Raw genomic sequence first — 24,282 nt, forward strand, 5'->3', positions numbered from 1 at the left:
TAATACTATCTGGTGTTATGGAAATTGGTTTTATCAACAGTTTTATCAATAGATTTCTCATAAAAAGGGAAAGTAATTTTATGATTTGTTCGTAAACTATTAAATAACCTTACTGTCAATTCATTAATATCCCACTGTAAATAATAGTATTCATACCATTCTTCAAACCCAGTATGATACCTTTTATTCCGTTCAACTATAAGGTCATCCATATGTATTACTACAACCCTGCATGTATATTTTAGTTCAGATTCAAGCTTAGAAACTAACGTAGTTTTACCAGCTCCACTTAATCCATCTATTCCAATAACGAAAGGATGATATTTTGTAGTTCGTTGCTGAAATTTAGCAATGATTTCATTCTTCATTGCATTATACACAAATAATCACCTCACCCAATGTCTGTACAGATGATTCTAAAAAGTAATATCAAGCTATTTGAAAATATCTTATATTCTTAATCTGTACTTTATCAAGAATGTAACATACCAATAATAAAAAATGAAGTGCTAAACCTTCTTTTGATTTAGCACTTCATAGATATGACTATTTCTAAGCTTCCTCACGTATACCTAATATTCCAATCATCCGATTTAGAATTGATAAATATCACGATACTTCGCTGTTAAATAATCTATTAAATAATCCGGATTTAATCCTTCACCAGTAACATCGTTCAGAATTTCTAAAGGTTTTTTCATTTTACCGAATTGATGAATATTCTCCGTTAACCAATTTCGAATTTGTGAAAAGTCACCTGACTGAATTACCTGGTCAATATCAATCGTTTCACTCATCTTATGCTTGAACTGAGCTGCATACATATAGCCTAATGCATATGAAGGAAAATACCCAAAGTCTCCTCCTGCCCAGTGAATATCTTGTAATACCCCTTCACGATCCGTTGTTGGAGTAATGCCAAGGTATTCCTCCATCTTTTCATTCCAAAGTTTAGGTAAATCTTTTACCTCTATCTCTCCATTAATTAAAGCCTTCTCTAATTCATAACGAACCATAATATGTAGAGGATAGGTTAATTCATCGGCTTCAATACGGATAAATGATGGTTTCACCTCATTAACCGCTTCATAGAAGTCTTGTATCGGTACTTGTTCAAAATGACTAGGCGCATATTGTTTAAACAAATCATAATGCGATTCCCAAAACACTTTATTGCGACCTAAGAAATTCTCCCAAAATAGAGACTGAGATTCATGAATTCCCATTGATGTACCTGATGCAAGTGGTGTACTTTCTAGTTTCTTATCGATATTTTGTTCATATAACGCATGCCCTGCTTCATGAATAATTCCAAAAACCGCCATTCGGAAATCTTGTTCGTCGTAGCGAGTAGTGATTCGTACGTCATTTAGATTAATTGTAATTTCAAATGGATGTATCGTATCATCTAAACGCCCTGCTTCAAAGTCATATCCCATGCGATTTAAAATCTCAATAGAGAATTTTTCTTGATCTGCCTTTGGAAAATGAGTAGTTAACAAGGATGTATTTGGTTTTACAGTACTACTATTAACTTTTTGAAGTAGATCTGTAAGTGATTTCCGTACCTTCGGGAATACTTCATCAAGTGTTTTTACAGTCATACCAGGTTCATAGTTGTTTAATAACGCATCATAAATATTCTCTTTATATCCCCAGTAGTTTGCAAATTTCTTATTGAATTCCACAAGCTTTTCCAAATAAGGCTGAAACAGTGAAAAATCAGCTTTCTCCCTAGCTTCCTGCCAAACCGCTTCCGATTTCGATTGAAGCATGACATATTCTTTAAATTCTTCCTCAGGAATTTTACTGTTTTTTTCATATTCATCAAGACACTCTAGAACAGACTTTTGGATAATTTCATTCTTCGTCTTGTCTTTTAGTTCATCAATAAAATCTTTCATTTTATCAGAGACTTGCATTTGGTGAGCTTTTTGGGATAGATAACCTAGAACTTCTGATCGCTGTTCTACCCCTTTTTTAGGTGTTTTCGTACGTAAATCCCACTGTATTAATGTAATCGCCTCTCGATACGCATTCAGTTCTTTCAAATACTCCTGAAATTCTTTTTCCTTTGCCTCTAAAGCTGCCAACTTACATATCCCCCTTTGTTTTCTTGCCAAAGTATTGATAATAATCTGTTTTGATGAATCCATTAAATAGCTTGCGTTTCTTTGTAGCCTGTTGGCCGTATTCTTTTTCAAACGCCTCATATGCAGTTAACACATAAACACTCCATGATGGGTGTTGTTTCATTACTGCCCCCATATCTGCATACATTTTCTTAACTTCATCCAAATCTCCTATACGTTGTCCGTATGGTGGATTAGCAATAATATAACCGTTTTCTTGTTTAATTGTTAAGTCGGATACCTGCATTTGTTTCCAATTGATTAAATCCCCTAAGCCAGCTTCTATACTATTTGCCTTTGCTATTTCGATCATTTTATGGTCAATATCTGTTCCAGTAATATCTAGCTTCTGGTCATACTTTGCTAAATCCTCTGCTTCCTCGAATGCATCGTTCCAATGCTTATTACGGATAAAGCTCCATGCTTCTGCATCAAATTCCCGATTAAATCCAGGTGCAATATTTTGTCCTATTAGAGCGGCCTCAATCAGAATAGTGCCTGATCCGCAGAATGGATCCAATAAAGTATATTCAGGGCGCCAGTTTGTTAGTAATACTAGTGCAGCAGCCATCGTTTCTTTTAATGGCGCTTCCCCTTGTCCAACCCGATAACCTCTTTTATGTAGCCCAACACCTGAAGTGTCTAACGTTAATAAGGCGGTATCTTTTAATAAGGATACTTCTACTTTATACATAGCACCTGTTTCAGGCATATTGGACACCATACCATATTTTCGCTTTAATCTTTCAGCAATCGCCTTCTTTACGATCTTTTGACAGTCCGGAACACTGAAAAGCGTAGATTTCACAGACTTTCCGGATACTGGAAACTGTCCCTCTTCACTGATATAGTTTTCCCATGGCAATGCTTTCGTTCCTTCAAATAGCTCATCAAACGTTGTCGCAGTAAATTCACCTACAACTAACTTGACTCGATCAGCTGTTCTTAGCCATAAATTACATCTAGGAATAGCGGATATAGGAGCTTCGAAAATTACTTTACCATTGTCTACCTCTACTTCATATCCAAGGTTGCGAACCTCATCTGCGACAACAGATTCTAAACCCATTGCAGCTGTTGCTATTAATTTAATTTGTTTAGACATTAAAAAAATCCCTTCAACTTAGAATTGATAGTAAGGTTAGTTTACCACATAATCCCGAAAAAATAAAATAACCTTCCTGTAATCATTACAGAAAGGTTATTTGATCATCTATGTAGACCAATGAATGCTCGATAAGCCATGTTCTGTACCATTGTACTCCAAACGGTGGTCAGCCTCGTACTCCGGTCGTAATCATCTATCTACAAGTAATTTACCTGTCCCTCATTCGGTTCATTTCCCTAATAGAGGATGCCCCTACCATAATTTGGGTTGCTCACTCGTGGGGTTTACCTCGTTCCACCTAAAATGTTTCCATTTTAGCTCCGTCACTGTGGCACTTTCAAGGTTATAATTCCATATCCTAATAGACTTAGGAACTTCACCTGCCGTTAGTCCTAACAGACTACCTTGACTTATGAATTCGTCAAGCACGAACACTACAAACATCTCAGTTTGTGTGAGCATGGACTTTCCTCTGCTTTAGCAGCAGCGATTACATGAGCATTCAATCTTTATCTAAAAACAATGATACCATATTTTTGTTCAAATTTCATTGGTAAATATAGTAAGATTTAAGAATCAGCATTCATATACTTACTACCGAATACCGCTTTTTCTAGATTCGATAAACGTTTCAACACATCATAATTTGCCTGCTGTGGAACCGGATTGGTAGATCTTGTTCTTACCTTTCCTTCTCCAGACGCCGATGATTTCTTTAGTCTTGCTATTTCTTGCTTTAATCGATCGATTTCTTGTCCGAATGCATCATAGTCTTGTATGACGGTATCCAAGAATTCATCAACTTCTTCTTGGTTATACCCTCTCATTGCAGTTTTAAATTCTTTTTCAAGAATATCTTTACCAGTTAATTGTACACGATTATTCATCACTGCTAATCACCCCATTAATCTCAATTCTGATTTTCGAACGCGCTATCTATAGTTTAATACGAAACAAGTTAATTTACTATATGTAATGGTTCTATCTTTTATTATAGCAAAAAAATAAGAAGCTGGACAATCAGCTTCTTACGTGATTTGTATGTATTACATATCCATATCAGTTTTTTGGAATGAAAATGGAAGTAATTCTTCCATATTTACTGTCTTTGTATTAGCGTGTAAGTTTGTTAAATGAATAGTCATATCTGATGAGAAAAACTCACTCATTACTTGGCGGCAAGATCCACAAGGTGGTACAGGTCTTTCCGTATCGGCTGCAACAGCCATTTCAATGAATTCTGTTTCTCCATCTGATATTGCTTTAAAAATGGCCACTCTCTCTGCACAAAGTGACACAGGATATGCTGCATTTTCTATATTACATCCGGTATAAACCTTTCCGGACTTTGTTAATAGCGCAGCACCGACTGGAAACTTGGAATACGGGACATAAGCACGCTCTCTCATTTCGATTGCTTTTTGAATCAAATCTTGGTTTGACATAACGATTCCTTCCCCCTCTCGATGTGTGGAAGCTAATTATATTAAAAGAATTCAGAATTGTAAAGGATGAAAGCGTTATTCGATCGCTCGTAACAGCTGATCAAACACATATAGAATAGACTGATGTAGCTCCATATACCTTCTTCGTCGAACATCAACGTAATAACTATGCATCAAAACCAATTCCATGTTTTCCCTTGTTGACGCGATTTGATTGGGATGTACACTTATTTTGCTCTCTTTTACCACTTTTAATGCAAGCACTTCCCACTTCTCCAAAAGCTCATATATCGGTAAAGTTTTTTCTTTCACCATTTCAAAATATGCTTTATCTCTTCGGTCCTCAGGAGGTGTATTATTTTCAAAAACATCCTTTAATCTTCCCAAGTCTTCTTTTAATTGATTGGTATATTCTACTAATTGCATGATAAAACCTCAATTCCTTCTTTCTTAACTATACTTTATCATGTTTATGGAATTACGGCATTATCTAGGATTGTTGATTAATTACTACTTATACGACTTTAAAAGTTGAATTTTAATTATCATATCTTCTATCGCTTGTTTTTGTTTAAAATAGAGCTCTTGAATACTATGATCTGCTTTTAAGGTGAGTCGTTGCTCTGCAATACGAGCCATATCTCCAATCTGAAGTAATCCTGATTCAAATTCTTCCCGAAAAACTCCATCTGCTTCATGTTCCTTTACTACAGCAAGTCCCATTTGTTCACCCCTCCAAATATAGGTTGTTAAAGGGTAGTTCGATAACTTCAAATGAATATCCTTCCCATTCGACAAAACTAGAATCATTCATACAAAACTAGTGGTTTTACTCATTTTTTTCAAGGATTTAGACAAACTAGAAAGAAAGGAGGTTTTTAAAAAAAATGAAAGATAAAGGAAAGAACAAACAAAAAGAAGTAGAAAATGGTAAATCACTAAAAACTGGCGATAAAAAGCTTAACGGTCCTAATCGCCCTTCTACTTAATGAAAAGGATGAACATAAGGCATTAACTTATGTTCATCCTTTATTATCATGTGAATAATTTCTTAATTTGGTGATAGGTCATTAACCATTTACGCTTTTGGTAAAAGTGGTTGCCAATAGGATTGGGCTTTACCTCTTCCATCCTCATCCATTTCTGCTTAATACCCCCTAATTCGTACCAATCGCTCCGAATGTTATCTTGATGTTCAATGATGGGATAAACCGTTCTGAGTAATGGATTCTTAGGGAAATTGATAGAATAATATCGTTCATAGTCATACCTGGAACCGGTATGCTCTACACCAAGTAAAAAGTTCATTATGTGATTATATATCTCCGGATGAAATAGTTGTGAAGCTAGACTTTTCCCAAGATCAATTCGATTAGCAACAGTTGTAAAGCCATGAACAAATGCCCCATATAGGCCGTTTTCCTTTGTAGGGAGGATAACAGCATTCAACATAAGTGTGTTTTGTAAGATATAAGGGATACTTAGGAAAACCTCTCTCTTAAAAAATGGTTGAGAAATAACAGGTCGTTGAATTAGATTTTGTTCATTAATGATGAGCGCAATCATAAGTCGTAACGTATCTTTGAATTGATGAAAATTCTCCCATTCCCTTATCATAAAAGATGAGACATGGAAATCCTGTAATAGATGATATAACGGCTTACCGTTTTTAGTCGAAAGCTCATATACAAGTAATTGCGGATATGCATCGGAGAAAATTAACCAATTAGCCCGCTCGTATGTCATAAATAACTGTTTTCGTTCAGCTTCACCAAGCATATTTTTGTATGCAGGTAAGTGTAAGTCAGTCATATTCCAACCGGCATTTCTTGATACAACACTAGCTAGTAATGCCCACTTTATTTCCGGATATTTTAAATAAAATTGTTGGTATGCGATTGTGCGACTAATGTTGTCTATATTATGCTTATTTGTCTTATTTATTATATAATGTATGTAGTCTCGATTGTTCCAGCACCAATACATGATTGGACCCTACCTTAATCTAATTTTTTCATCACATGTAACTTTAAAAGTGTCACGATAAGTAATTTTCTGATATGATACTGGTTATGCTAGGGGGCAATACAATGAACTATCCAAATGGGAAACGATCGCAAATTAAAACTAATGTAACAACTAACCAAACGTTCTCAAATCGTGGAATGACCTTAGAAGAAGATATCAATCAAACGAATCAGTATTATCTGGATACGAACCAAGCTGTAATACACAAGAAACCGACACCAGTTCAAATCGTGAAAGTTAATTATCCGAAACGTAGTGCAGCTGTTATTACGGAAGCGTATTTTAAGCAAGCTTCAACAACTGATTATAATGGTCTTTATCGCAATCGTTATGTCGACTTTGAGGCGAAAGAAACAAAGCTAAAGACTTCTTTTCCTCTAGCTAATATACATGAACACCAAATAAAACATATGGAAGCTATCCTAAAACATGGTGGTATCAGTTTTATAATTATCCGATTTGCTGTTCATGACGAGACGTATTACTTAGAAGCAAGTAAATTACTAACGTATTGGTATGAAAAGGAAAAGGATGGTAGAAAATCAATACCATACACTAAAATTCAAGAAGAAGGACACTTAATTCCCTTTAAATACCAAACTAGAGTTGATTATTTAAAAATTATTGATCAGCTTTATTTTTAGATTGGAGGTAGTGAGATATGGCAGATAATCGCCAAACTCGCACTGCACGTAGAAAACAAAAAAAATCAAAAAAGAAACCGATATGGAAAAAAATCTTACTAGGCTTACTTATTGCCTTCCTAGCTGTTGGAATTGGTGTAGCGGGATTATTTACTTATTATATTGCCACTGCACCGGATATTGATACATCCAAATTGTCAGACCCAGTATCATCAAAGGTATACGATATGGATGGTGAACTAATTGCTGACCTTGGCAATTTCAAACGAACCAAAATCACCTACGAAGACTTACCTCAAGTTTTGATTGATGCAGTTACAGCTACTGAGGATGCACGTTTCTTTGAACACTCAGGTATTGATTTGAGACGTATTGGTGGTGCAGTCATTGGTAATATTCGAAATGGATTTGGGTCCGAGGGTGCGAGTACGATTACACAACAAGTCGTAGAAAAATCGTTTCTTCCACCAGATAAGAAGATTAAGTATAAAGTCCAAGAGCAATGGCTAGCTTTAAAACTGGAACAAGATTATTCCAAACAACAAATTCTTGAAATGTATTTAAATAAAATCTTCTATGGTGCTAATGCTTATGGAGTTGCTAAAGCAGCTGAGACGTACTTTGGAAAAACAGACTTACATGACCTAACCTTGCCTGAAGCGGCAATCTTAGCTGGGTTACCACAAAGACCAACAGCATACAATCCTTTTGTTAATCCAGACTTTACAAAGGAACGTATGAAAACCGTATTAAAATTAATGGTTCGCCATGGAAAAATTACACAAGCTGAGGCGGATGAAGCGCTAGAAGTTGATATCCCGTCGCTTCTAGTAACTGATCGTCCAGAATCAAATCCATATGATGCATTTATTCAGCAAGTAGAAAAAGAAGTAGAAGAAAAATTAGACGGGGCAGATATTTACTCCGATGGTTTAGAAATTTATACGACACTTGATAAAGGTGCACAGGATCATGTAGAGCTACTATTATCTAATTCTGAGAATAATCCAGTAGCCTTCCCTAACGAAGATTTACATGCAGGAATGGTCGTTATCGATTCTAAATCAGGAGCGATTCGAGCAATTGGTGGAGACAGAAACTATCAAAACGGGTGGAACTACGCGATCCAAGGTGGTAGCCAAGCGGGATCTGCATTTAAACCTATTGTTGCCTACGGTCCTGCAATCGAGTATAACAAAATGTCTACCTACCATCAGATAGACGATGACAAACCTTTTGAGATTTCTGGTTCTGATGGTAAAGCGATACGTAACTGGAATAGAAAATATCAAGGTTGGATGACAGCACGATATGCACTACAAGAATCGTTAAACGTACCAGCAGTAAAAGTATTATTAGAAACGGGCTATGACAATTCCAAAAAGTTTGGGAATAAGTTAGGTATTGAATTTGTCAAAGGAAATCCACAGTTAACAGATGCGATAGGTGGTGCCGAAACTGTTGTTAACCCGCTTCAACTTGCCGGTGCTTACCAAGCGTTTGCAAATGAAGGTATTCGTTATGAGCCATATGCTGTAACAAAAGTGGTATTACCGGATGATAAAACGGTGGAATTAACGCCTGAACCAGAAATTGCGATGTCAGACTATACCGCTTATATGATTTCTGACATGCTTAAAACAGCACTAAATCAAGGGTCTTCTGGTGGACCTGCACGTGTTCCAGGGTTACCTTTAGCAGCTAAAACCGGTACTACTAACATAGAAGGTGTTGAAGGTGCCAAGGATTCCTGGATTGCCGGGTATTCCACTAACTACACTACCGCAATTTGGGTAGGTTATGATGAAGGTAAACGCACCATGAATGATGAAAAATGGATTGCTCACAGTCTCTTCAAGAATCTAATGACCGACTTACACAAAGATGTGGAAACTTCTGATTTTGTAAAACCTGATTCTGTGGTAGAGGTTGCGGTCGAAAAAGGCTCTAATCCTGCTGCTTTACCAAGTGAGCATACTCCAGAGTCTCAAATCGTCACGGAGCTCTTTGTAAAAGGAACTGAACCAAAAGAAACATCTGAGAAATTTGACAAGTTAGACCCAGTAGCAAATTTAAAAGCTGAATACAGTGAAGGAAATAATTCTATCATTGTTGAGTGGGATTACGATTCAGAGGAAGATGTTTCGTTCGAAGTTTCGGCAAGTGTTGATGGTGGAGAAATGCAAGTCCTCTCCTCTACTCAAGATAAGAAATTAGAAATAACCGAGGTTAGTCCAGGTGCAAGTTATACGATACAAGTAGTAGCCGTTCTAAATGAGGATGAAGAAAGCCGCAGTGATCCCGCAACTGTTTCGGTATCACTAGAAGGTGGTGAAGGTGAAGGTGAAGATAATAATGAAAATTCACCAATCAACCCTGTGGATGGATTAACTGCTATCTATGACGCAAACCAGTCTTTAATCGATGTATCTTGGGGTTATAATGGGCCACCAGCAAGCTTTGAAGTTGTTGTTGAAGGTCCACAAGGTAACTCTCAGATAGTTGAATCAAAAGGAATTGAAATAACTGGTAACTTTGAACCTGGTCAGGTTTACACGATTTACGTAACCGCAATTGGCAAAAATGGAGCTAATGAAGGTACGAGAAGCGAAACGCAAACTACTTCAGTAGAAATTCCAGGTGAGGTAACTACCCCATCTGGTGATGATGAAGAAACCTCTGGAAACGGAGAATAACAAAACAGCTGTTACTCTATAGGTTAATTGTTTGCGAATAGGAAGTTCAATATAAAAACGCTTGGAGGAAGGTACCCCGCAAAGTTAGAGTAAATCTAACCTTCGGGGTCGAACCAAATCCAAGCGTTTTTAATTTTATCTATACAAGTCTACTTAAATTTTCCTGTAAAATATCTAATGTCTGTTCCCCGGATTCTTGAGAGCTATGTTTCCAAAACCATTACTGCTATCTAAAAACCCCTGACTAAGATAAAGATAGTATTTTCTCTCGCCTTCATAGTATAAATATATACCATTACCAGTTCCATCTTCATCTAATTTTCTACTGTCGACAAATTCCTTCACATCATTGTCAACATCCTCCAAACTAACTTCTGAAAATGATATTTTCTCAGGTGCTAAATCACATGCAGCAAGTAGCACGATAACTAAAAAAATTTAAGCTATCTTTTTCATATATGCCCCTTTACAACTAAATACATGTTATAAATTACCATTGTCATTACCTATCTTATGTCTCACATCATCCAATGCTTTTTCTGTATAAATTCGCTCGGATTCATTCGCGTGTTTAACACCTTCTTCTAAATCTATTTTGATTTTCTTATTTTTAATTACCCAATCTGCTATTAAACTTATAATTAGCAATCCTCCAATTAAAAATAGTAGCAATAACCACAAAGGCATCGCCTTCACCTCCTCATTATTGATTACAATTACAAATTGTTATTACCAATGTTAGCTACCAGAGTAGTCATTTGTTAACTGCCAATATAGCATTCCTTTGTTATGACTTGTTTTTTTCATATTTAACTTCCTTAAGACGTTAATGGATGCGAGATTATCTTCTTCACATTCAGCCATTATTTTCGCTACAAATTTAGAGACAAATGCCCAATCGACAAGGCGTTTTAAAGCTTCAGTTGCATACCCTTTATTTTGTTCGGAAGAAATAATGCCATAACCCACCTCTACTGTCTCTTCTTTGTCCGGTTTGCCTTTAAAGCCTATATCTCCTACAACCCGATTCGTGTTTTTATCAATAACAAGCCATACTCCCCATCCCAGTAAAGAGCAATCTTCTTTCAATCGTTCCAAATACGTTGCAATATGTGGTCTTATACTATATTCTCTAGCGTTATATGTTGATAATGATTGCTCCGTACAGGGTGTAAGGATTAATCTTTTTGTTCCTAGTTCCACCAGTTTCCCTCCCTAGAATGTTATTTTTGAACATTATATGGATTGAATATTCTGAATAAGGAATCCGTAAAATTAGGTGACCATTCACCGTGATCACCTTATTCGAGTCTAATTGATTAGTTCCCCAATACTTATTCTTTTTGATACATTTCTCCAGCTATTCACAATAAGGTTAGTTCAGATACCTGCCCCACTAAATTCTTCTAAATTCAAAACAAGTTGTTTCAATGATAAAGTGGAATCCTCTTTTGGATAATATTTTCATAGAGAAATAACTTAATTGAATGTATCAAAGGTAAGTAAATATTACTAAAATTTTCTAACTAACTGGTGAAGTTTTGGTAATTGACTTGCTAGGACCTCTTCATCAGATCGCCATTCAAAAGCTGGCCCGACTCCTCCATATTCAAAAGCTACTACCCATGGTGTTGCCCAATCCCCCTTTTTAATTCTTCTTAATACCCATTCTGTTAATTGCCAGTCCTTATCAGTCATGGGCATACTGTCTCGAAGTCGACCAGTTTCATCCGGCTGAATACCTGTGATATGAAGTTCTTTTAGGTGAGAAAGTGGCAGTTGGGAAATATAATCTTGTACTTCTAATCCAAGACTTAAAGATGTCATACGAGCATGTGCTGTATCAAGTAAGAATCCACATCCAGTTTGATTAATAATTTCGGTAAGAATAACAGGATCAATGATGGGCTTCATCATATTTTCTCCCTTGCCCCTACATATTACGTTTTCAACAATTATGTTTTCTGTACCTACATGTTTGGCGAGATAATCAATATCCCGAACCGTTGCATCTACCATAGTCCTTATATGTTTCGTATCTGTTGTTAAAATATCAACATTGGGATAGTCTCTGGCATAAGCTACAGCGTGAACATTAATATAAGGTGTTTGCGTATGCTCTCTCAATTCGTGAATAGCTTTCCAATTTACCTGATGCATTTGTCCACTACCCTCGTTTAAAGCGAAATGAACATAACAAGGTTTGCCTTTCCCCGCCCGAAAAATTAATTCCTTACTAAAATCCGGGCACTTAAAAAGATCGACTTCAATAGATTTCTTATGTAACAATGCTTCCGCTTCTTTTGAAAAATTAACTGCTACCTTCATGTATCTTCACTCCATTTATATACCTTATGGGTTCAACAAATAAAGAAAGATTTGAATTACTAAATGAAAACGGAGAAAACTACCACTCATCATGTTTACTATATTTCTCTAATTTTTGTCAGATCACCACTACATAAGATTTCAAGATTTTCGAAAATCTTTTGAGCTGGCCAGTCCCACCATTTAATGGCGACAAGATATATAATTAATTCATCATCAAATCTTTTCTTTATTACTTTACACGGATTTCCACCAGCTATATGGTACGGTGGAATGTCTTTTACCACTACAGAGTTTGCGGCAATGATTGCCCCGTCACCAATGTGAACACCAGGCATAACCGTAACATTTTGCCCGATCCATACATCGTTTCCAATTACAGTATCACCTTTAAGGGGTAAGTCGTCTAAACTCGGAGTCGCTTTCTCCCATCCACTACCCATAATATTAAATGGATAAGTAGTGACACTGTTCATTCTATGATTTGCACCATTCATGACAAATTCTATTCCTCTTGCTATTGCACAAAACTTACCGATAATTAGTTTATCACCAATAAACTCATAGTGATGTGTAACACGTTCTTCAAATCTTTCTGGTCCATTAACGTCGTCATAGTATGTAAAATCACCGACTATAATATTTGGATTTGTCACTACATTTTTAATAAAACATATACTTTTTATTGCCTCATTTGGATAAATTGCATTAGGATTTGGCCCGAAATGCATGTTAGAATTCCTCCTTCGCCGTAAATACAAAAACACGGACTCTATTCATGTGATGAGAAATATTCCTATAACCATTTAAGCTGTTCTGCTCGTTCTTTAGCAAAATTCAATAGTTGGATTCTTGCCATATTTTCAGGTTCTAACTTATTGAATATTTGTACTGCAGTATCAAAGTTACAGATGACATAGCCAGATTTTTCATTATCAAAAGTACTAGGTGAAAACTCTATGGTTCTTGCTAATAACCAGACAGTATATGTATCGGTAGATTCCCAGTACCAGGATGCAAAAGGAATCCGTTTAGAGCTTATTTTCATACCTACTTCTTCAAAGGCCTCACGTTCAATTGTTTCATCTACACTCTCGTTTCCTTCAGCCCTACCGCCTATCGTTGTTAATAATTGTTCCTCCTTGTCCCAAGCCATAACAATAGTGTTATTCTCCAATATTGGTATACAATGAACTCCGGCAATTTTCTTATCTATCGGTAAAGCGGTTATTTTTTCTAACATCATCCACTTCCTCATTCCACGTATAAATTATCCCTTCAAATTACTTACCAAAAGGCATTCTTATCAGATTGTAATCTGCAATCAATAATCGATTTTCAACATCATGAAATCACCTTGATACATTCCTCTAGAGAAAATAATTTCACAAGCGAAGTACTTATTAATCAACATACGATTTATTCATTAATACTATCCGCCATCCATCCGGGTCTTCTATTGTGATCCCTAGTTCTTTCCAATACGCATTTTCTGGTTCAACTTCTGGATATCCCATATTTCTTAATCGTTCTGCTACGCTATCGATTTCATTCTTGTTCGTAATATAGAATACTAACAGATTGTCTTTTGTAGGTGCAGGACAAGGACTTCCATCTATATGTCGGGTAAATTCTAGGTGATATTGAACATCAGGCAATCCGAATATAACCCCCTCATACCCCCTATGTCCCTTAAATTCACCAACCTTATGAAGTCCTAAACCATTTTGATAAAAGTGAATAACCTCTTCTAACTTATCCGTCGGTCTAGCTATCCTAACTTGAGCTGCTGTAAAGTCGTTGAATTTCATGTGAGAACCATCCCTTCTATTCATCTTATTTAATAATTGCTTAAAATTTATTATTAAATTCATCATAACATAGTAACGACATCCTTATTAGAACTTTCTGATATCAAATTCATCTTTCATATAAACATGAAAAAAGCATACCAATTAGATACTAATTGGTATGCTTTAGATACTTTTAACTATATGGCATCTCTTTTTTCATACGCTTTTGTCCTTCTCTGCAAAGTTCTAGTAAAGGGCATTCCGGACAATTCGGATTCTTAGCCTTACAGTGATAGCGACCAAAGAAAATAAGTCTGTGATGAGTTACACTCCATTCATCTTTCGGAACTTTTCTCATTAAGGTTTCTTCAACTTCCAAAACAGAATCTTTCCATCTACATATTCCTAACCTTTTGGATACACGTTCAACATGAGTATCCACCGCTATTGCTGGTTCACCGAAAGCTACAGAGACAACAACATTCGCTGTCTTTCTCCCAACTCCAGCTAACTTCTCTAATTCCTCTTTCGAATTTGGTACTTCCCCACCATATTCGTCGATTAATACTTGGCATAGCTTTTGAATATTCTTCGCTTTATTACGGTATAAACCAATAGAACGAATGTCGTGTTGTAATTCCTCTAATGGAACAGCCAAATAATCTTCTGGGGTTTTATATTTCTGGAATAAGTCCTTTGTAACTTTATTGACGAGTGCATCTGTACACTGTGCCGATAGTAAAACAGCTATTACTAGTTCAAACGGGTTGTCATGAGTCAACTCACATTCTGCATCTGGAAACATCTTTGCAATTTCGTCCAAGCAAAATCGAATTTGTTTCTTATTTAACATTAGTCCTCTCCCTCTAGCCAATTATAATAAAAGGATGTGTCCCTCTTTTTTGTATTTTCATTTGTTTGTTTGGAAGGTTGATGGTTATGAAATCGCTTGGATGCTTCTCTTGCTTGCTCTACGGTATGAATACCTTTCTTCTTCCACTCTCTTAAGATGCGATCCATATATTTAAAGTTAAGCTTCGCCATTAAAACGGATTCTCTCAATGCGGCTTTAATAAGTGATGGGGCTATTTTGTCTTCATCTAGCCAAACATTTACTGTTTCAATCTCAAATGGTGATAGTGGTCTACCGAATTCTTGTTCAAATAAAATAAATAAAGAGCCATCCTCAGACTCCTCTTTCTCTTCGACTACTGGTTGATATAATTTCTCCCACAATGGTTCTAACGAATATGCTTCACTCAGTTGTTGATGATTATTTTCCAATCGCTCAATTTTTAATAAGTTTCGTTGAATTAGCTTTCTTAAAATTTGTGAGCATTGATTTTCATCAATTGTTAATATAGTAGTCAGCTCGTCCAGGGTCGGGAAATAATTGCCACGCTGAATAGAACGATGTATTTGTATTACCACCATGATATCCAATTCGTTTAAACCAAACGACTTATAGGTTAGTAATAATTTTTCAGGAATTGTTACATGATTATTAAGTATAGCTTGGTATGATATTGTCTTTTTCATTACGTTGCACCTCATACATAGTATACCATGAACTATCATTTCTTAAGAGGAAATAGCATAAATAAAGATGGCTGCCTCATCGAGACAGCCATTATCGTTATGATTAAGGATATAAACGGTTTAGTAATCTTGGGAACGGAATGGTTTCACGGACATGCTCAACCCCTGATAACCAGGCCACCGTACGTTCCAGACCTAAACCAAATCCAGAGTGTGGTACACTTCCATACTTTCTTAATTCTAGATACCATTCATAAGCAGGTCCTGTTAGACCATGTTCTTCATAACGCTTTTTCATAAGCTCTAAATCATCAATTCTTTCAGAACCACCGATGATTTCACCGTAGCCTTCAGGTGCGATTAAATCTGCACAAAGAACTACTTCTTCTCGATTTGGATCTGGCTTCATATAGAAAGCCTTAATTTCTGCAGGATAGTTCGTAATAAATACAGGTTTATCAAAGCTTTCAGCTATTGCGGTCTCATGAGGCGCACCAAAGTCCTCGCCCCATTCGATATCTGTAAATCCTTTTTCTTTTAACAATGCAATCGCATCATCATAAGAAATTCTAGGAAACGGTGCTTTAACTTGTTCCAATTTACTAATGTCTCGTCCTAAGATATCAAGCTCCAGTTTACAGTTCTTCAATACGGATTGAACAATATGACTGACATAGTTCTCTTGAATAACCAAGCTTTCCTTATGGTTTACAAAAGCCATTTCAGGCTCAATCATCCAGAATTCTATTAGATGGCGGCGTGTTTTTGATTTTTCTGCACGGAATGTAGGTCCAAATGAGAATACTTTGCCGAATGCCATTGCCGCTGCTTCCATATACAATTGACCACTTTGAGACAGATATGCATCTTCATCAAAGTATTTCGTATGGAAAAGTTCAGTTGTTCCTTCTGCAGATGCACCAGTTAATATTGGCGGATCAATTTTCACATAACCATTGTCATTAAAGAATTCATATGTAGATCGAATGATTTCATTCCGAATCTTCATAACTGCATGCTGTCTCTTAGAACGTAGCCATAAATGACGGTGATCCATTAAGAACTCTGTTCCGTGTTCCTTTGGAGTTATTGGGTAATCAACTGATTCATGAATTAATTCAATCGATTCTACCTGCATTTCATACCCTAGAGGTGAACGAGTATCTTCTACAATCTTCCCAGTAATATACATGGAAGATTCTTGTGACATGTTTTTAGCTAATTGGAATGTTTCTTCACTAACATCACTTTTTGCTACTACTGCCTGCATAAATCCTGTTCCATCACGTAATTGTAAAAAGGCAATTTTCCCACTAGAACGTTTATTCGCCAACCATGCTCCAATGGTTACTATCTCTCCTTCATGTTTCGATACTTGTGCAATTGTTGTTTTCAATAAAATAACCTCCATTAGTCTTATGTTTACTGTGTCAAAAATCTACTGCAGTTTATTTACTGTTGTTTTCGACAAAATTTCTAATTCGATTTGCAGCTTCTATTAATTGTTCCTTAGAAATAGCATAGGATAATCGAATATAATCTGGTGCACCAAATCCTGAACCTGGCACAACAGCGACCTTCTCCGTATCTAATAAAGCCGCTACCCAATCCTCAACGTGTTCAAAGCCGTTACGCGTTGCAGCTTCTTTTACATTAGGAAATAAATAAAATGCTCCCTGAGGCTTTTTACAAGTAACCCCAGGAATCTGAACGATTAAATCATACAACGCATTTAATCTTTCTGCAAATACTTTACGCATTTCAATGGTCGGGTCTTCTTCCGCTTGGTACGCTGCTAAAGCCGCATACTGCGCGATAGAAGTAGGGTTAGAAGTCGAATGAGAAGCAAGATTTGTCATGGCTTTAATAATAGGCTGTGGACCAGCTGCATAGCCTATTCTCCAGCCTGTCATCGCATGTGATTTGGAAACACCATTAATGACTATCGTTATCTCTTTTAACTCCTTGGAGAGCTGAGCGATAGATACATGTTTGTCATCCGTATAAATTAACTTCTCATAGATTTCATCAGAGATAATCAGAATGTTATGCTTTAAGCAAACCTCTGCAATTTCAAATAACTCCTCTTTTGTATACATCATACCAGTAGGATTGCTTGGCGAATTAATAATAACTGCTTTAGTCTTTTCGGAAATCGATTCTTCAAGTTGATGAGGTGTAATCTTAAAATCATTTGTTTCTAACCCATCAATAAATACAGGGCTTCCCCCCGCTAATTTAATTTGTTCAGGATAGCTCACCCAATAAGGAGTTGGAACAATTACCTCGTCACCATCATTTAGAATAACTTGAAATAATGTGTATAACGCATGTTTTGCACCTGATGTGACTATAATTTCATTCATGTTATAGGATAAATTATTATCCTTTGCAAGTTTTTCCATAATAGCTTTCTTTAGCTCATTTACACCACCTGTAGGAGTATACTTCGTTAACCCCTTATTCATCGCTGTTGTTGCTGCTTGGATAATATAATCTGGTGTATTAAAATCTGGTTCTCCAGCTCCTAGGCCAATGACATCATGGCCGCTATCTTTTAATTCCTTTGCTTTTGCAGTAATCGCAAGTGTAGTGGAAGGTGTTAATGTTTTAACTCTATTTGCAATCTCCATTTGCATTCCCTCACTTATTCAAACGTTTTTTTGAAGCGAAATTCCTCATATTGTGATCCATCATAAATTGACACATAGCTTAATACGTAACGATCTGTTTCATCTATATAAGTAATTTCCCAGACTGGGTCATTCTTTATTATGGCAGGAACAATATGTATGAGGTCACAATTTGTACAGCTGTTTTGCCAACTTTCTTGTACCGTTTCAGCTGGTAATACTTCTTTATGTTCAACTACAACGATATCTTCTTTGGCCTTTTCCGGTACAAATACATAAACATCTTCCTCATCGTCCGTTTTTCCAGTCACAATTGTATAGAGTGAATCTCCTTGAAATCTTTGTGAACTTATTATTTCATTCACATCGGTTTCCTGTATCACCCTTTGTTCTGCATCAGAAAAATTTTTGGTTTTACTTTCCAATATACCCTGATAAAGGACAAATAAATATATTAAGGTGATAATAAGAAGAAGCAATAATCCTAATAGAACCCATTTTAACCAGGAGGTTGTTTCCGTATTTTTCTTATACATCATCATTTCGTGCAAAACCTATTTCGTTTAAAAATAACGTATTTTTCCTTAGAAGAATAACCAAGTAAATCCATATATTCGCCCTCCAGTTTGAGTAATCCTAACAAAATGCTTCTATTCTTATCAATTATTGCTAAACATAGTTAGAAAAACAATGCTTATACTAGTATTACGTTGAAGTTAAATAAGATGAAACACCAACATTATACCAAGCATTCCTTGAATTTTGTTTTGTTTTTATTGATTTCAACCAAAATATCTTAAACTCCATACCATATTTCTTAACTGATGCTAATGCATCAGTTCTTTTTTTATCAAAGAAACAATTAAAACCATTCTTTCGCTTTTTCCATTAATTCACTTGTGGAATCAAATGCAATTGGCACTTTTGGTATCGATTCTGTAAAATACTTTCCGTAAGAGGATTTGATAATTCTCGCATCACAAACAAAGACTATTCCCCTATCATTAGTAGACCGTATTAATCTTCCAAAGCCTTGTTTAAATCGAATAACAGCATTTGGCAAAGCAAGATCATAAAAAGGATTTCCGCCATTTTGTTTCATATCGATTGCCTTCGCCTCATATACTGGATGATTTGGTGGTTGGAAAGGGAGCCTTACAATCATAAGACAAGATAGGTCATCCCCAGGAATATCGACACCTTCCCAGAAGGAACTAGTTCCTAATAAGATAGACTGATCAAACGTTTGGAAATTCTTTTTTAATCTTTCCCTACTCCCACTAGAAATCCCTTGTGCAATCAGAATAAATTTATCATTCTCCATTATTTCCTTCAATAAGTAGTATGATTTTCTAAGCATATCATATGACGTAAATAAAACTAACATACGACCATTGGTGATCTCGGCTAATGATAAAATTGATTCACAAGTTGCTGCAATGAAATCATCTGTATTACCATAAGTCACTTCTGGAAAATCACTAGGTACCATAACTCGTACTTGTTCCTGATAAGAGAAAGGAGATGGTATCTTTTGCGTATACACCCTTTCTTTCGGGAGACCGAGACGCTTTTGAATAAAGCTGAACGAGTTTTTCATCGTTAATGTAGCACTAGTAAGAATAATACTGTCTTTCACATTAAAAAATTTATCTTGTAAGATATCGGAAACATTTACCGGTTCACTATATAAGTAAACAGCATTCTTCGCCCCGTACGCTTCGATTTCAATCCATTTTACATCTATATGATCATTCTCCAACAAAAATAGTTGCTCGATACCATCAATAAATGACTGTAGAAGCTCAATTCGATGCAATACTTCATCTTTCGTATCCTTATCTGTCACCATCTGGTCCAACATGGTTAACAAATGAATTAAATCACGGACATAGAAGATTAATCTAGTTGCCATCTCTTTTACTACATTCCAACTCTTTTCAATTTCTTTATTATTTTCAAATCGATATTGGATTCGTCCGATGTCACTTAGGACTTTATTGGTTCCTTCCCGGTCTAACACATATTGAAAAATTGTACGGAACAGATCATCTAATTCGTATTTTGTTAAGCTTAATAAATCATTCCATCGCTCTTTTGAGATGTTATCACTCATAGAAGGATCTAGTTGTAGTTTGTCTATCCATTTTCCCTCTCCGAAATTGCCTATCTGATTGAATACATGTTGCATATTCACATAATCTAATTTCATCCCGTAATGCTTAGATGCTGTTTCTTCTAAATGATGCGCCTCATCAATAATGGCTTTATCATAACTCGGTAAAAATTGATAGTCGTTAAACATATCCGTACATAGCAATGCATGATTCGTAATAATAATGTCTGCAAGTTGGGCTCTTCTGCGTGCCTTTTGGTAATATGAAAACTTAAACCAAGGTGAAGTTGGATCCGCTTGCCCCTCCGTATCTGCAGATATACGTCTATAAAAGATTTGACCGTGTGAGGGTAAGTGAAGTTCGTCAATGTCCCCTGTCTCAGTTTCTAATAACCATACTAATATCATCGCTTTTGTTAGGGCAATATCATAATTATCCTGTTGATTGGAATATAACTCATTGGCAAATTTTTCAATGCTAATATAATGTTGTTTTCCTTTTAATAAGGCAACTCTAAAAGGAATTGATATCAGCTTTTTAATAAGCGGGATTTCTTCCTCTAACAGCTGTGATTGTAATTGTGTCGTGTATGTGCTAATAACTATTTTTTTATTCGTTTTCACCGCTTCATAAATAGCTGGTATAAGATAGGCTAAAGATTTGCCAGTTCCTGTCTCCGCTTCGATTAATGCATGTTTTTTTGCCTGAAAAGAGTCATAAATATCCTCAGACATCGTACGTTGACCATCTCTCTTTTCATACTTTTTCATATGGGATTGCATGGATCCATTTTCTTCATATATCCCATCTAAATATTCTCCAAATGAAGAATTAAGTATGATTGCTTCGCGTTTACTAGGAGTATGATTTAGAAAAGCTAAACCATTATATGTCGTAACGTTTTCCTGGTCATTTGTAGCAAAAGTCAACATTTCTTTACGTTGGTTCAATAGCTCGTATAAATCAGATTTCAGTACCTTTTCTAAAGTTATCAAGTGTTCTAATGTTTCGAATGGTAACGTAGCTATTTTTTGTTTCAACTTGATAAAGAGACTAGCAGTTACAAAAGCATCTGATAGAGCTCGATGCGGGTTGTCGTGCGATATATCTAGATATTCTGCAAGTATACCGAGTTTAAATCCAGGAGCTTGTGGATATAAAATTCTTGTTAATTCCACTGTATCAATAACAGGATTGTTTAACCTAGCTTTTCCTATGGCTGTTAACTCAGCATTTAAAAATCCTAGATCAAAAGGAACATTATGCGCAATTAAATAGCTGTTTTCTAATATATCTACAATCGTGTCAGCCACCTTGTCAAATGTAGGTGCTTCTTTCACATCATCATCTTGAATACCTGTTAGCTTTGTAATGAACGGTGGTATCGATTTTCCTGGGTGAAGCAAGGTCGAAAATTCATCTACAATTTGATCATTTTCAACTACTACCATCCCCACCTCGATAATCTTATCTTGGTTTGTTGAAGAATTTCCAGTTGTTTCTAAGTCCAAGACAACAAATCGATTCATTCCTTCACCACCTTCTTGATATTTCATCTCGTAATAGTCTTTCTTATTAACGTACAAAGAAGAGGCTAAGCTAAAACTATAGAAATTATAGCCTTTAGCATGACCTCCTCCTTTACTCTGTCTTACTAAACCACTCAATTTCACCAGAAAAGACTTTATTCACCAATCCATCCTCATATTGTGCCAGTAGCGCACCGTCCTCAGCAATACCAACTAATATTGCTTTTTTAACCTCTTTAAACATTTTAATATGCATTTTTTCTCCAATTCGATAACCATAGCTTTCCCAGATTTCCTTAATAGTTGAAAAACCATTCTGCATATATTCCATGTAGGTAGATTCAAATCTTTCAAGAATGCTTTGAATCAGTTTGGTTATATCCCATTCTTTCCCAGATTGGAGTTTCAGTGACGTTGCTCTATATTGAATATCATTCGGTAAATCTTTCATATCGTGATTGACATTCATCCCAATACCAATAACAATATAATTAATTTTGTCCTGTTCAGCTTGCATTTCTGTTAATATCCCTGCAACCTTTTTATCTTCTAACATTATATCATTGGGCCACTTAATTTTAGGGTCCAAGTTTAGTTCTTCTTTTAAGACGGTTGCTAAAACTGTTGCACATAGTAGAGTTAGTTGTGGAGCGAGATTCGGCAGTATATTGGGTCTTAAGACTAGACTTAGCCAAATGCCTTTATATTTTGCACTATGCCATTCACGGTTCAGTCTTCCCTTACCCGCTGTTTGTTCATTGGCAATCACTACTGTTCCATGTTCAGCATTCTCCATAGCTAATTTATGAGCAATAATTTGAGTAGAAGAAGTCGATTCCTTATGTATGATAGATTTCCCAAGCCATTCTGTAGACAAACCCCATTGTAACGTGTTTTCACTTACTTTACTCGGAGATTCAATGATACGATAGCCTTTATTTGGTCTTGCTTCAATGACATATCCATCCTTTTCAAGCTCTTTCATATGCTTCCAAATTGCACTTCTAGAAATTTCAAGCTCATTTGAAATGTCTTGACCAGAAACGTATGTATCCTGATTCTCAGATAAAAAATTAATTATTCTACTTCTGGTGGATTCCATCTTATCCAATCCTTTAATATTGATTTCTTATTTTCAATCTTCCCTTGAACAACTTGCTTTTCAATTTTTGAAATTATATCTTGTATCCATGGACCTTTTCGTATAGTAGGAAATATCTCTATTATATCATTTCCGTCAATTTCTAGGTCTTTTTTTGATGTTATTACTAGAAAATCTATTCGTTCTTTTAAATCCTTATAATCAATGTTTGAAGTCGATAAAATCAGCGCCAGTCTAATAAATGAATCGTGAAAATTCGGTAATAGAAGGTATACTAACCAATTATCCACACCGTTTACTTGATAATATTCAATCGCCTCATTTAATTTTAATGCTTCCTTAAGGGTTTTATTAGAGCATTTAAGCTCCTTAGCAATCTGTTTCAATTCTGCATCCGGTTCTAATTGATGAATGAGACAAATCAATTCTGATAAGGACGATAAGGGTTTAATCTTGTTGATGAGCTTTGGCAATACATGATATTTATTGAATACAGGAAGATGTTGTTCTATTCCTAAATCAACCATATAATTTAATGCAGGGACAACATTCTTTCCACCGAATAGTTTTTGTAGTTCCACTGTAATCCGTTCGACTGCTAATTCCTCTATCCAAGGTTTAACCAAGATAATTGCTTCCAATGTATTGCTGTCTATTTCAAAGCCTAATTGACTAGAAAATCGTATGGCTCGTAAGATTCGGAGTGGATCTTCTTTCAGTCTTTCCTTTCCATTTCCAACTGTTCTGATTATCTTATCATGCAAGTCACTTGTTCCATTAAACAGGTCGATTATTTTCCCGGTTTTGTCCATTGCTAACGCATTAATCGTAAAGTCCCTACGTGCTAAATCTTCTTCAATCTTATCAATGAACGCAACTGAATCAGGGTGGCGGTTATCTGAGTATTTCCCTTCCACTCGGAAGGTTGTGACTTCATATGAAACATGGTTGTGACGAACAATTACTGTTCCATGTTCGATACCGACTGGAATAACCTCATCAAATATTGCTTGTATTTCATATGGTTTAGCAGAGGTGGTAATATCGATATCACCAACTTCTCGCTCTAACAAAAGATCACGAACACATCCCCCTACAAAATAAGCTTGATGTCCGGATTTTTCAATCGTTTCAATTACGTGTAACGCTTCTTGGAAAGGTTTTGATAATGACTGCATGCTATGACAC

At 35.9% G+C, this 24,282-nt stretch carries 25 protein-coding genes and 1 other RNA gene; 3 read left to right on the forward strand and 23 right to left on the reverse strand.

Features of this window, described 5'->3' with window-relative positions; genetic code table 11:
* Positions 1 to 5: 5 nt before the first annotated feature.
* From G5W_RS20755 to G5W_RS0108465, 8 genes are all read right to left on the reverse strand, one after another.
* Complete coding sequence (locus tag G5W_RS20755; RefSeq protein WP_010095834.1) at positions 6 to 380, reverse strand: zeta toxin family protein; 375 nt, start codon at positions 378 to 380, stop codon at positions 6 to 8.
* Between the two features lie 213 nt (positions 381 to 593).
* Positions 594 to 2,093, reverse strand: coding sequence for a carboxypeptidase M32 (locus G5W_RS0108435; protein ID WP_010095835.1), 1,500 nt, complete (start codon positions 2,091 to 2,093; stop codon positions 594 to 596).
* 1 nt (position 2,094) lies between these two features.
* Complete coding sequence (locus G5W_RS0108440) at positions 2,095 to 3,237, reverse strand: THUMP domain-containing class I SAM-dependent RNA methyltransferase (protein WP_010095836.1); 1,143 nt, start codon at positions 3,235 to 3,237, stop codon at positions 2,095 to 2,097.
* A 127-nt stretch (positions 3,238 to 3,364) separates the two neighbouring features.
* An RNA gene (gene rnpB, locus G5W_RS23230) (RNase P RNA component class B) lies at positions 3,365 to 3,742 on the reverse strand.
* Positions 3,743 to 3,809: 67 nt separating this feature from the next.
* On the reverse strand, positions 3,810 to 4,127 hold the full coding sequence (gene gpsB / locus G5W_RS0108450; RefSeq protein WP_010095838.1) for a cell division regulator GpsB: 318 nt from the start codon (positions 4,125 to 4,127) through the stop codon (positions 3,810 to 3,812).
* A gap of 159 nt (positions 4,128 to 4,286) precedes the next feature.
* Positions 4,287 to 4,685 (reverse strand): cytidine deaminase, encoded by a 399-nt coding sequence (locus G5W_RS0108455; protein WP_010095839.1) that lies wholly within the window; start codon positions 4,683 to 4,685, stop codon positions 4,287 to 4,289.
* 75 nt (positions 4,686 to 4,760) lie between these two features.
* Positions 4,761 to 5,111 carry a DUF1798 family protein gene (locus G5W_RS0108460; RefSeq protein WP_010095840.1) on the reverse strand — a complete coding sequence of 117 codons (351 nt, stop codon included), beginning with the start codon at positions 5,109 to 5,111 and terminating at the stop codon, positions 4,761 to 4,763.
* 84 nt (positions 5,112 to 5,195) lie between these two features.
* Complete coding sequence (locus G5W_RS0108465; protein ID WP_010095841.1) at positions 5,196 to 5,408, reverse strand: hypothetical protein; 213 nt, start codon at positions 5,406 to 5,408, stop codon at positions 5,196 to 5,198.
* Positions 5,409 to 5,572: 164 nt separating this feature from the next.
* Between G5W_RS0108465 and G5W_RS24025 the strand changes: the two genes are divergently transcribed.
* Positions 5,573 to 5,674 (forward strand): hypothetical protein, encoded by a 102-nt coding sequence (locus G5W_RS24025; RefSeq protein WP_010095842.1) that lies wholly within the window; start codon positions 5,573 to 5,575, stop codon positions 5,672 to 5,674.
* Positions 5,675 to 5,720: 46 nt separating this feature from the next.
* Here the strand turns inward: G5W_RS24025 and G5W_RS0108475 are convergent, their stop codons facing one another.
* Positions 5,721 to 6,671 carry a DUF2515 family protein gene (locus G5W_RS0108475; RefSeq protein WP_010095844.1) on the reverse strand — a complete coding sequence of 317 codons (951 nt, stop codon included), beginning with the start codon at positions 6,669 to 6,671 and terminating at the stop codon, positions 5,721 to 5,723.
* Between the two features lie 104 nt (positions 6,672 to 6,775).
* On the opposite strand from G5W_RS0108475, the gene recU reads away from it, so the two are divergent.
* Entirely contained in the window at positions 6,776 to 7,357 is a 582-nt protein-coding gene (gene recU, locus G5W_RS0108480) for a Holliday junction resolvase RecU (RefSeq protein WP_010095846.1), read from the forward strand.
* Between the two features lie 17 nt (positions 7,358 to 7,374).
* A complete protein-coding gene (locus G5W_RS0108485; protein ID WP_010095848.1) occupies positions 7,375 to 10,053 on the forward strand; it encodes a PBP1A family penicillin-binding protein in 2,679 nt (892 codons plus the stop codon).
* Positions 10,054 to 10,536: 483 nt separating this feature from the next.
* On the opposite strand, the gene G5W_RS0108495 is transcribed toward G5W_RS0108485, so the two are convergent.
* The 14 genes from G5W_RS0108495 to G5W_RS0108560 form a co-directional block, all read right to left on the reverse strand.
* Positions 10,537 to 10,740: a hypothetical protein gene (locus tag G5W_RS0108495; RefSeq protein WP_010095850.1), complete on the reverse strand. Its 204-nt coding sequence runs from the start codon at positions 10,738 to 10,740 to the stop codon at positions 10,537 to 10,539.
* Positions 10,741 to 10,791: 51 nt separating this feature from the next.
* Complete coding sequence (locus G5W_RS0108500) at positions 10,792 to 11,256, reverse strand: GNAT family N-acetyltransferase (RefSeq protein ID WP_010095851.1); 465 nt, start codon at positions 11,254 to 11,256, stop codon at positions 10,792 to 10,794.
* Positions 11,257 to 11,565: 309 nt separating this feature from the next.
* Positions 11,566 to 12,381 (reverse strand): multinuclear nonheme iron-dependent oxidase, encoded by an 816-nt coding sequence (locus tag G5W_RS0108505; protein WP_010095852.1) that lies wholly within the window; start codon positions 12,379 to 12,381, stop codon positions 11,566 to 11,568.
* Positions 12,382 to 12,479: 98 nt separating this feature from the next.
* Positions 12,480 to 13,112 (reverse strand): Vat family streptogramin A O-acetyltransferase, encoded by a 633-nt coding sequence (locus tag G5W_RS0108510; RefSeq protein ID WP_010095854.1) that lies wholly within the window; start codon positions 13,110 to 13,112, stop codon positions 12,480 to 12,482.
* 65 nt (positions 13,113 to 13,177) lie between these two features.
* Entirely contained in the window at positions 13,178 to 13,627 is a 450-nt protein-coding gene (locus tag G5W_RS0108515) for an NUDIX hydrolase (RefSeq protein WP_237706210.1), read from the reverse strand.
* Positions 13,628 to 13,784: 157 nt separating this feature from the next.
* On the reverse strand, positions 13,785 to 14,192 hold the full coding sequence (locus G5W_RS0108520; protein WP_029191065.1) for a VOC family protein: 408 nt from the start codon (positions 14,190 to 14,192) through the stop codon (positions 13,785 to 13,787).
* A gap of 175 nt (positions 14,193 to 14,367) precedes the next feature.
* Entirely contained in the window at positions 14,368 to 15,027 is a 660-nt protein-coding gene (gene nth, locus G5W_RS0108525; RefSeq protein ID WP_010095859.1) for an endonuclease III, read from the reverse strand.
* Positions 15,027 to 15,713 carry a DnaD domain-containing protein gene (locus G5W_RS0108530; protein WP_010095860.1) on the reverse strand — a complete coding sequence of 229 codons (687 nt, stop codon included), beginning with the start codon at positions 15,711 to 15,713 and terminating at the stop codon, positions 15,027 to 15,029. Before G5W_RS0108530 ends, nth begins: the two co-directional genes overlap by 1 nt.
* A 103-nt stretch (positions 15,714 to 15,816) precedes the next feature.
* Positions 15,817 to 17,109 (reverse strand): asparagine--tRNA ligase, encoded by a 1,293-nt coding sequence (gene asnS, locus G5W_RS0108535; RefSeq protein WP_010095862.1) that lies wholly within the window; start codon positions 17,107 to 17,109, stop codon positions 15,817 to 15,819.
* A 52-nt stretch (positions 17,110 to 17,161) separates the two neighbouring features.
* Entirely contained in the window at positions 17,162 to 18,346 is a 1,185-nt protein-coding gene (locus tag G5W_RS0108540; protein WP_010095864.1) for a pyridoxal phosphate-dependent aminotransferase, read from the reverse strand.
* Between the two features lie 14 nt (positions 18,347 to 18,360).
* On the reverse strand, positions 18,361 to 18,888 hold the full coding sequence (locus G5W_RS0108545; protein ID WP_010095866.1) for a cell wall elongation regulator TseB-like domain-containing protein: 528 nt from the start codon (positions 18,886 to 18,888) through the stop codon (positions 18,361 to 18,363).
* Positions 18,889 to 19,208: 320 nt separating this feature from the next.
* A complete protein-coding gene (dinG, locus tag G5W_RS0108550; protein ID WP_029191066.1) occupies positions 19,209 to 21,992 on the reverse strand; it encodes an ATP-dependent DNA helicase DinG in 2,784 nt (927 codons plus the stop codon).
* 112 nt (positions 21,993 to 22,104) lie between these two features.
* The gene (locus G5W_RS0108555; RefSeq protein ID WP_010095870.1) at positions 22,105 to 23,094 is read right to left on the reverse strand and encodes a biotin--[acetyl-CoA-carboxylase] ligase; all 990 of its coding nucleotides are present in this window, start codon (positions 23,092 to 23,094) and stop codon (positions 22,105 to 22,107) included.
* Positions 23,070 to 24,272 carry a CCA tRNA nucleotidyltransferase gene (locus G5W_RS0108560; protein ID WP_010095872.1) on the reverse strand — a complete coding sequence of 401 codons (1,203 nt, stop codon included), beginning with the start codon at positions 24,270 to 24,272 and terminating at the stop codon, positions 23,070 to 23,072. Before G5W_RS0108560 ends, G5W_RS0108555 begins: the two co-directional genes overlap by 25 nt.
* Positions 24,273 to 24,282: the final 10 nt, after the last annotated feature.

The organism is Ornithinibacillus scapharcae TW25 (genome assembly GCF_000190475.1).
In the GTDB taxonomy this organism is placed as follows: domain Bacteria; phylum Bacillota; class Bacilli; order Bacillales; family Amphibacillaceae; genus Ornithinibacillus; species Ornithinibacillus scapharcae.

What these genes read in the sequence shown, in the direction of transcription:
- G5W_RS0108465 (WP_010095841.1), bottom strand. Translation starts at nt 5,408, where the DNA reads ATGGGACTTGCTGTAGTAAAGGAACATGAAGCAGATGGAGTTTTTCGG.
- G5W_RS0108515 (WP_237706210.1), bottom strand. Translation starts at nt 13,627, where the DNA reads ATGATGTTAGAAAAAATAACCGCTTTACCGATAGATAAGAAAATTGCC.
- G5W_RS0108555 (WP_010095870.1), bottom strand. Translation starts at nt 23,094, where the DNA reads ATGGAATCCACCAGAAGTAGAATAATTAATTTTTTATCTGAGAATCAG.
- G5W_RS0108460 (WP_010095840.1), bottom strand. Translation starts at nt 5,111, where the DNA reads ATGCAATTAGTAGAATATACCAATCAATTAAAAGAAGACTTGGGAAGA.
- G5W_RS0108540 (WP_010095864.1), bottom strand. Translation starts at nt 18,346, where the DNA reads ATGGAGATTGCAAATAGAGTTAAAACATTAACACCTTCCACTACACTT.
- G5W_RS0108530 (WP_010095860.1), bottom strand. Translation starts at nt 15,713, where the DNA reads ATGAAAAAGACAATATCATACCAAGCTATACTTAATAATCATGTAACA.
- G5W_RS0108560 (WP_010095872.1), bottom strand. Translation starts at nt 24,272, where the DNA reads ATGCAGTCATTATCAAAACCTTTCCAAGAAGCGTTACACGTAATTGAA.
- nth (WP_010095859.1), bottom strand. Translation starts at nt 15,027, where the DNA reads ATGTTAAATAAGAAACAAATTCGATTTTGCTTGGACGAAATTGCAAAG.
- G5W_RS0108545 (WP_010095866.1), bottom strand. Translation starts at nt 18,888, where the DNA reads ATGATGATGTATAAGAAAAATACGGAAACAACCTCCTGGTTAAAATGG.
- G5W_RS0108440 (WP_010095836.1), bottom strand. Translation starts at nt 3,237, where the DNA reads ATGTCTAAACAAATTAAATTAATAGCAACAGCTGCAATGGGTTTAGAA.
- dinG (WP_029191066.1), bottom strand. Translation starts at nt 21,992, where the DNA reads ATGAATCGATTTGTTGTCTTGGACTTAGAAACAACTGGAAATTCTTCA.
- G5W_RS0108475 (WP_010095844.1), bottom strand. Translation starts at nt 6,671, where the DNA reads ATGTATTGGTGCTGGAACAATCGAGACTACATACATTATATAATAAAT.
- G5W_RS0108495 (WP_010095850.1), bottom strand. Translation starts at nt 10,740, where the DNA reads ATGCCTTTGTGGTTATTGCTACTATTTTTAATTGGAGGATTGCTAATT.
- G5W_RS0108520 (WP_029191065.1), bottom strand. Translation starts at nt 14,192, where the DNA reads ATGAAATTCAACGACTTTACAGCAGCTCAAGTTAGGATAGCTAGACCG.
- gpsB (WP_010095838.1), bottom strand. Translation starts at nt 4,127, where the DNA reads ATGAATAATCGTGTACAATTAACTGGTAAAGATATTCTTGAAAAAGAA.
- G5W_RS0108510 (WP_010095854.1), bottom strand. Translation starts at nt 13,112, where the DNA reads ATGCATTTCGGGCCAAATCCTAATGCAATTTATCCAAATGAGGCAATA.
- G5W_RS24025 (WP_010095842.1), top strand. Translation starts at nt 5,573, where the DNA reads ATGAAAGATAAAGGAAAGAACAAACAAAAAGAAGTAGAAAATGGTAAA.
- G5W_RS0108455 (WP_010095839.1), bottom strand. Translation starts at nt 4,685, where the DNA reads ATGTCAAACCAAGATTTGATTCAAAAAGCAATCGAAATGAGAGAGCGT.
- G5W_RS0108505 (WP_010095852.1), bottom strand. Translation starts at nt 12,381, where the DNA reads ATGAAGGTAGCAGTTAATTTTTCAAAAGAAGCGGAAGCATTGTTACAT.
- recU (WP_010095846.1), top strand. Translation starts at nt 6,776, where the DNA reads ATGAACTATCCAAATGGGAAACGATCGCAAATTAAAACTAATGTAACA.
- G5W_RS0108485 (WP_010095848.1), top strand. Translation starts at nt 7,375, where the DNA reads ATGGCAGATAATCGCCAAACTCGCACTGCACGTAGAAAACAAAAAAAA.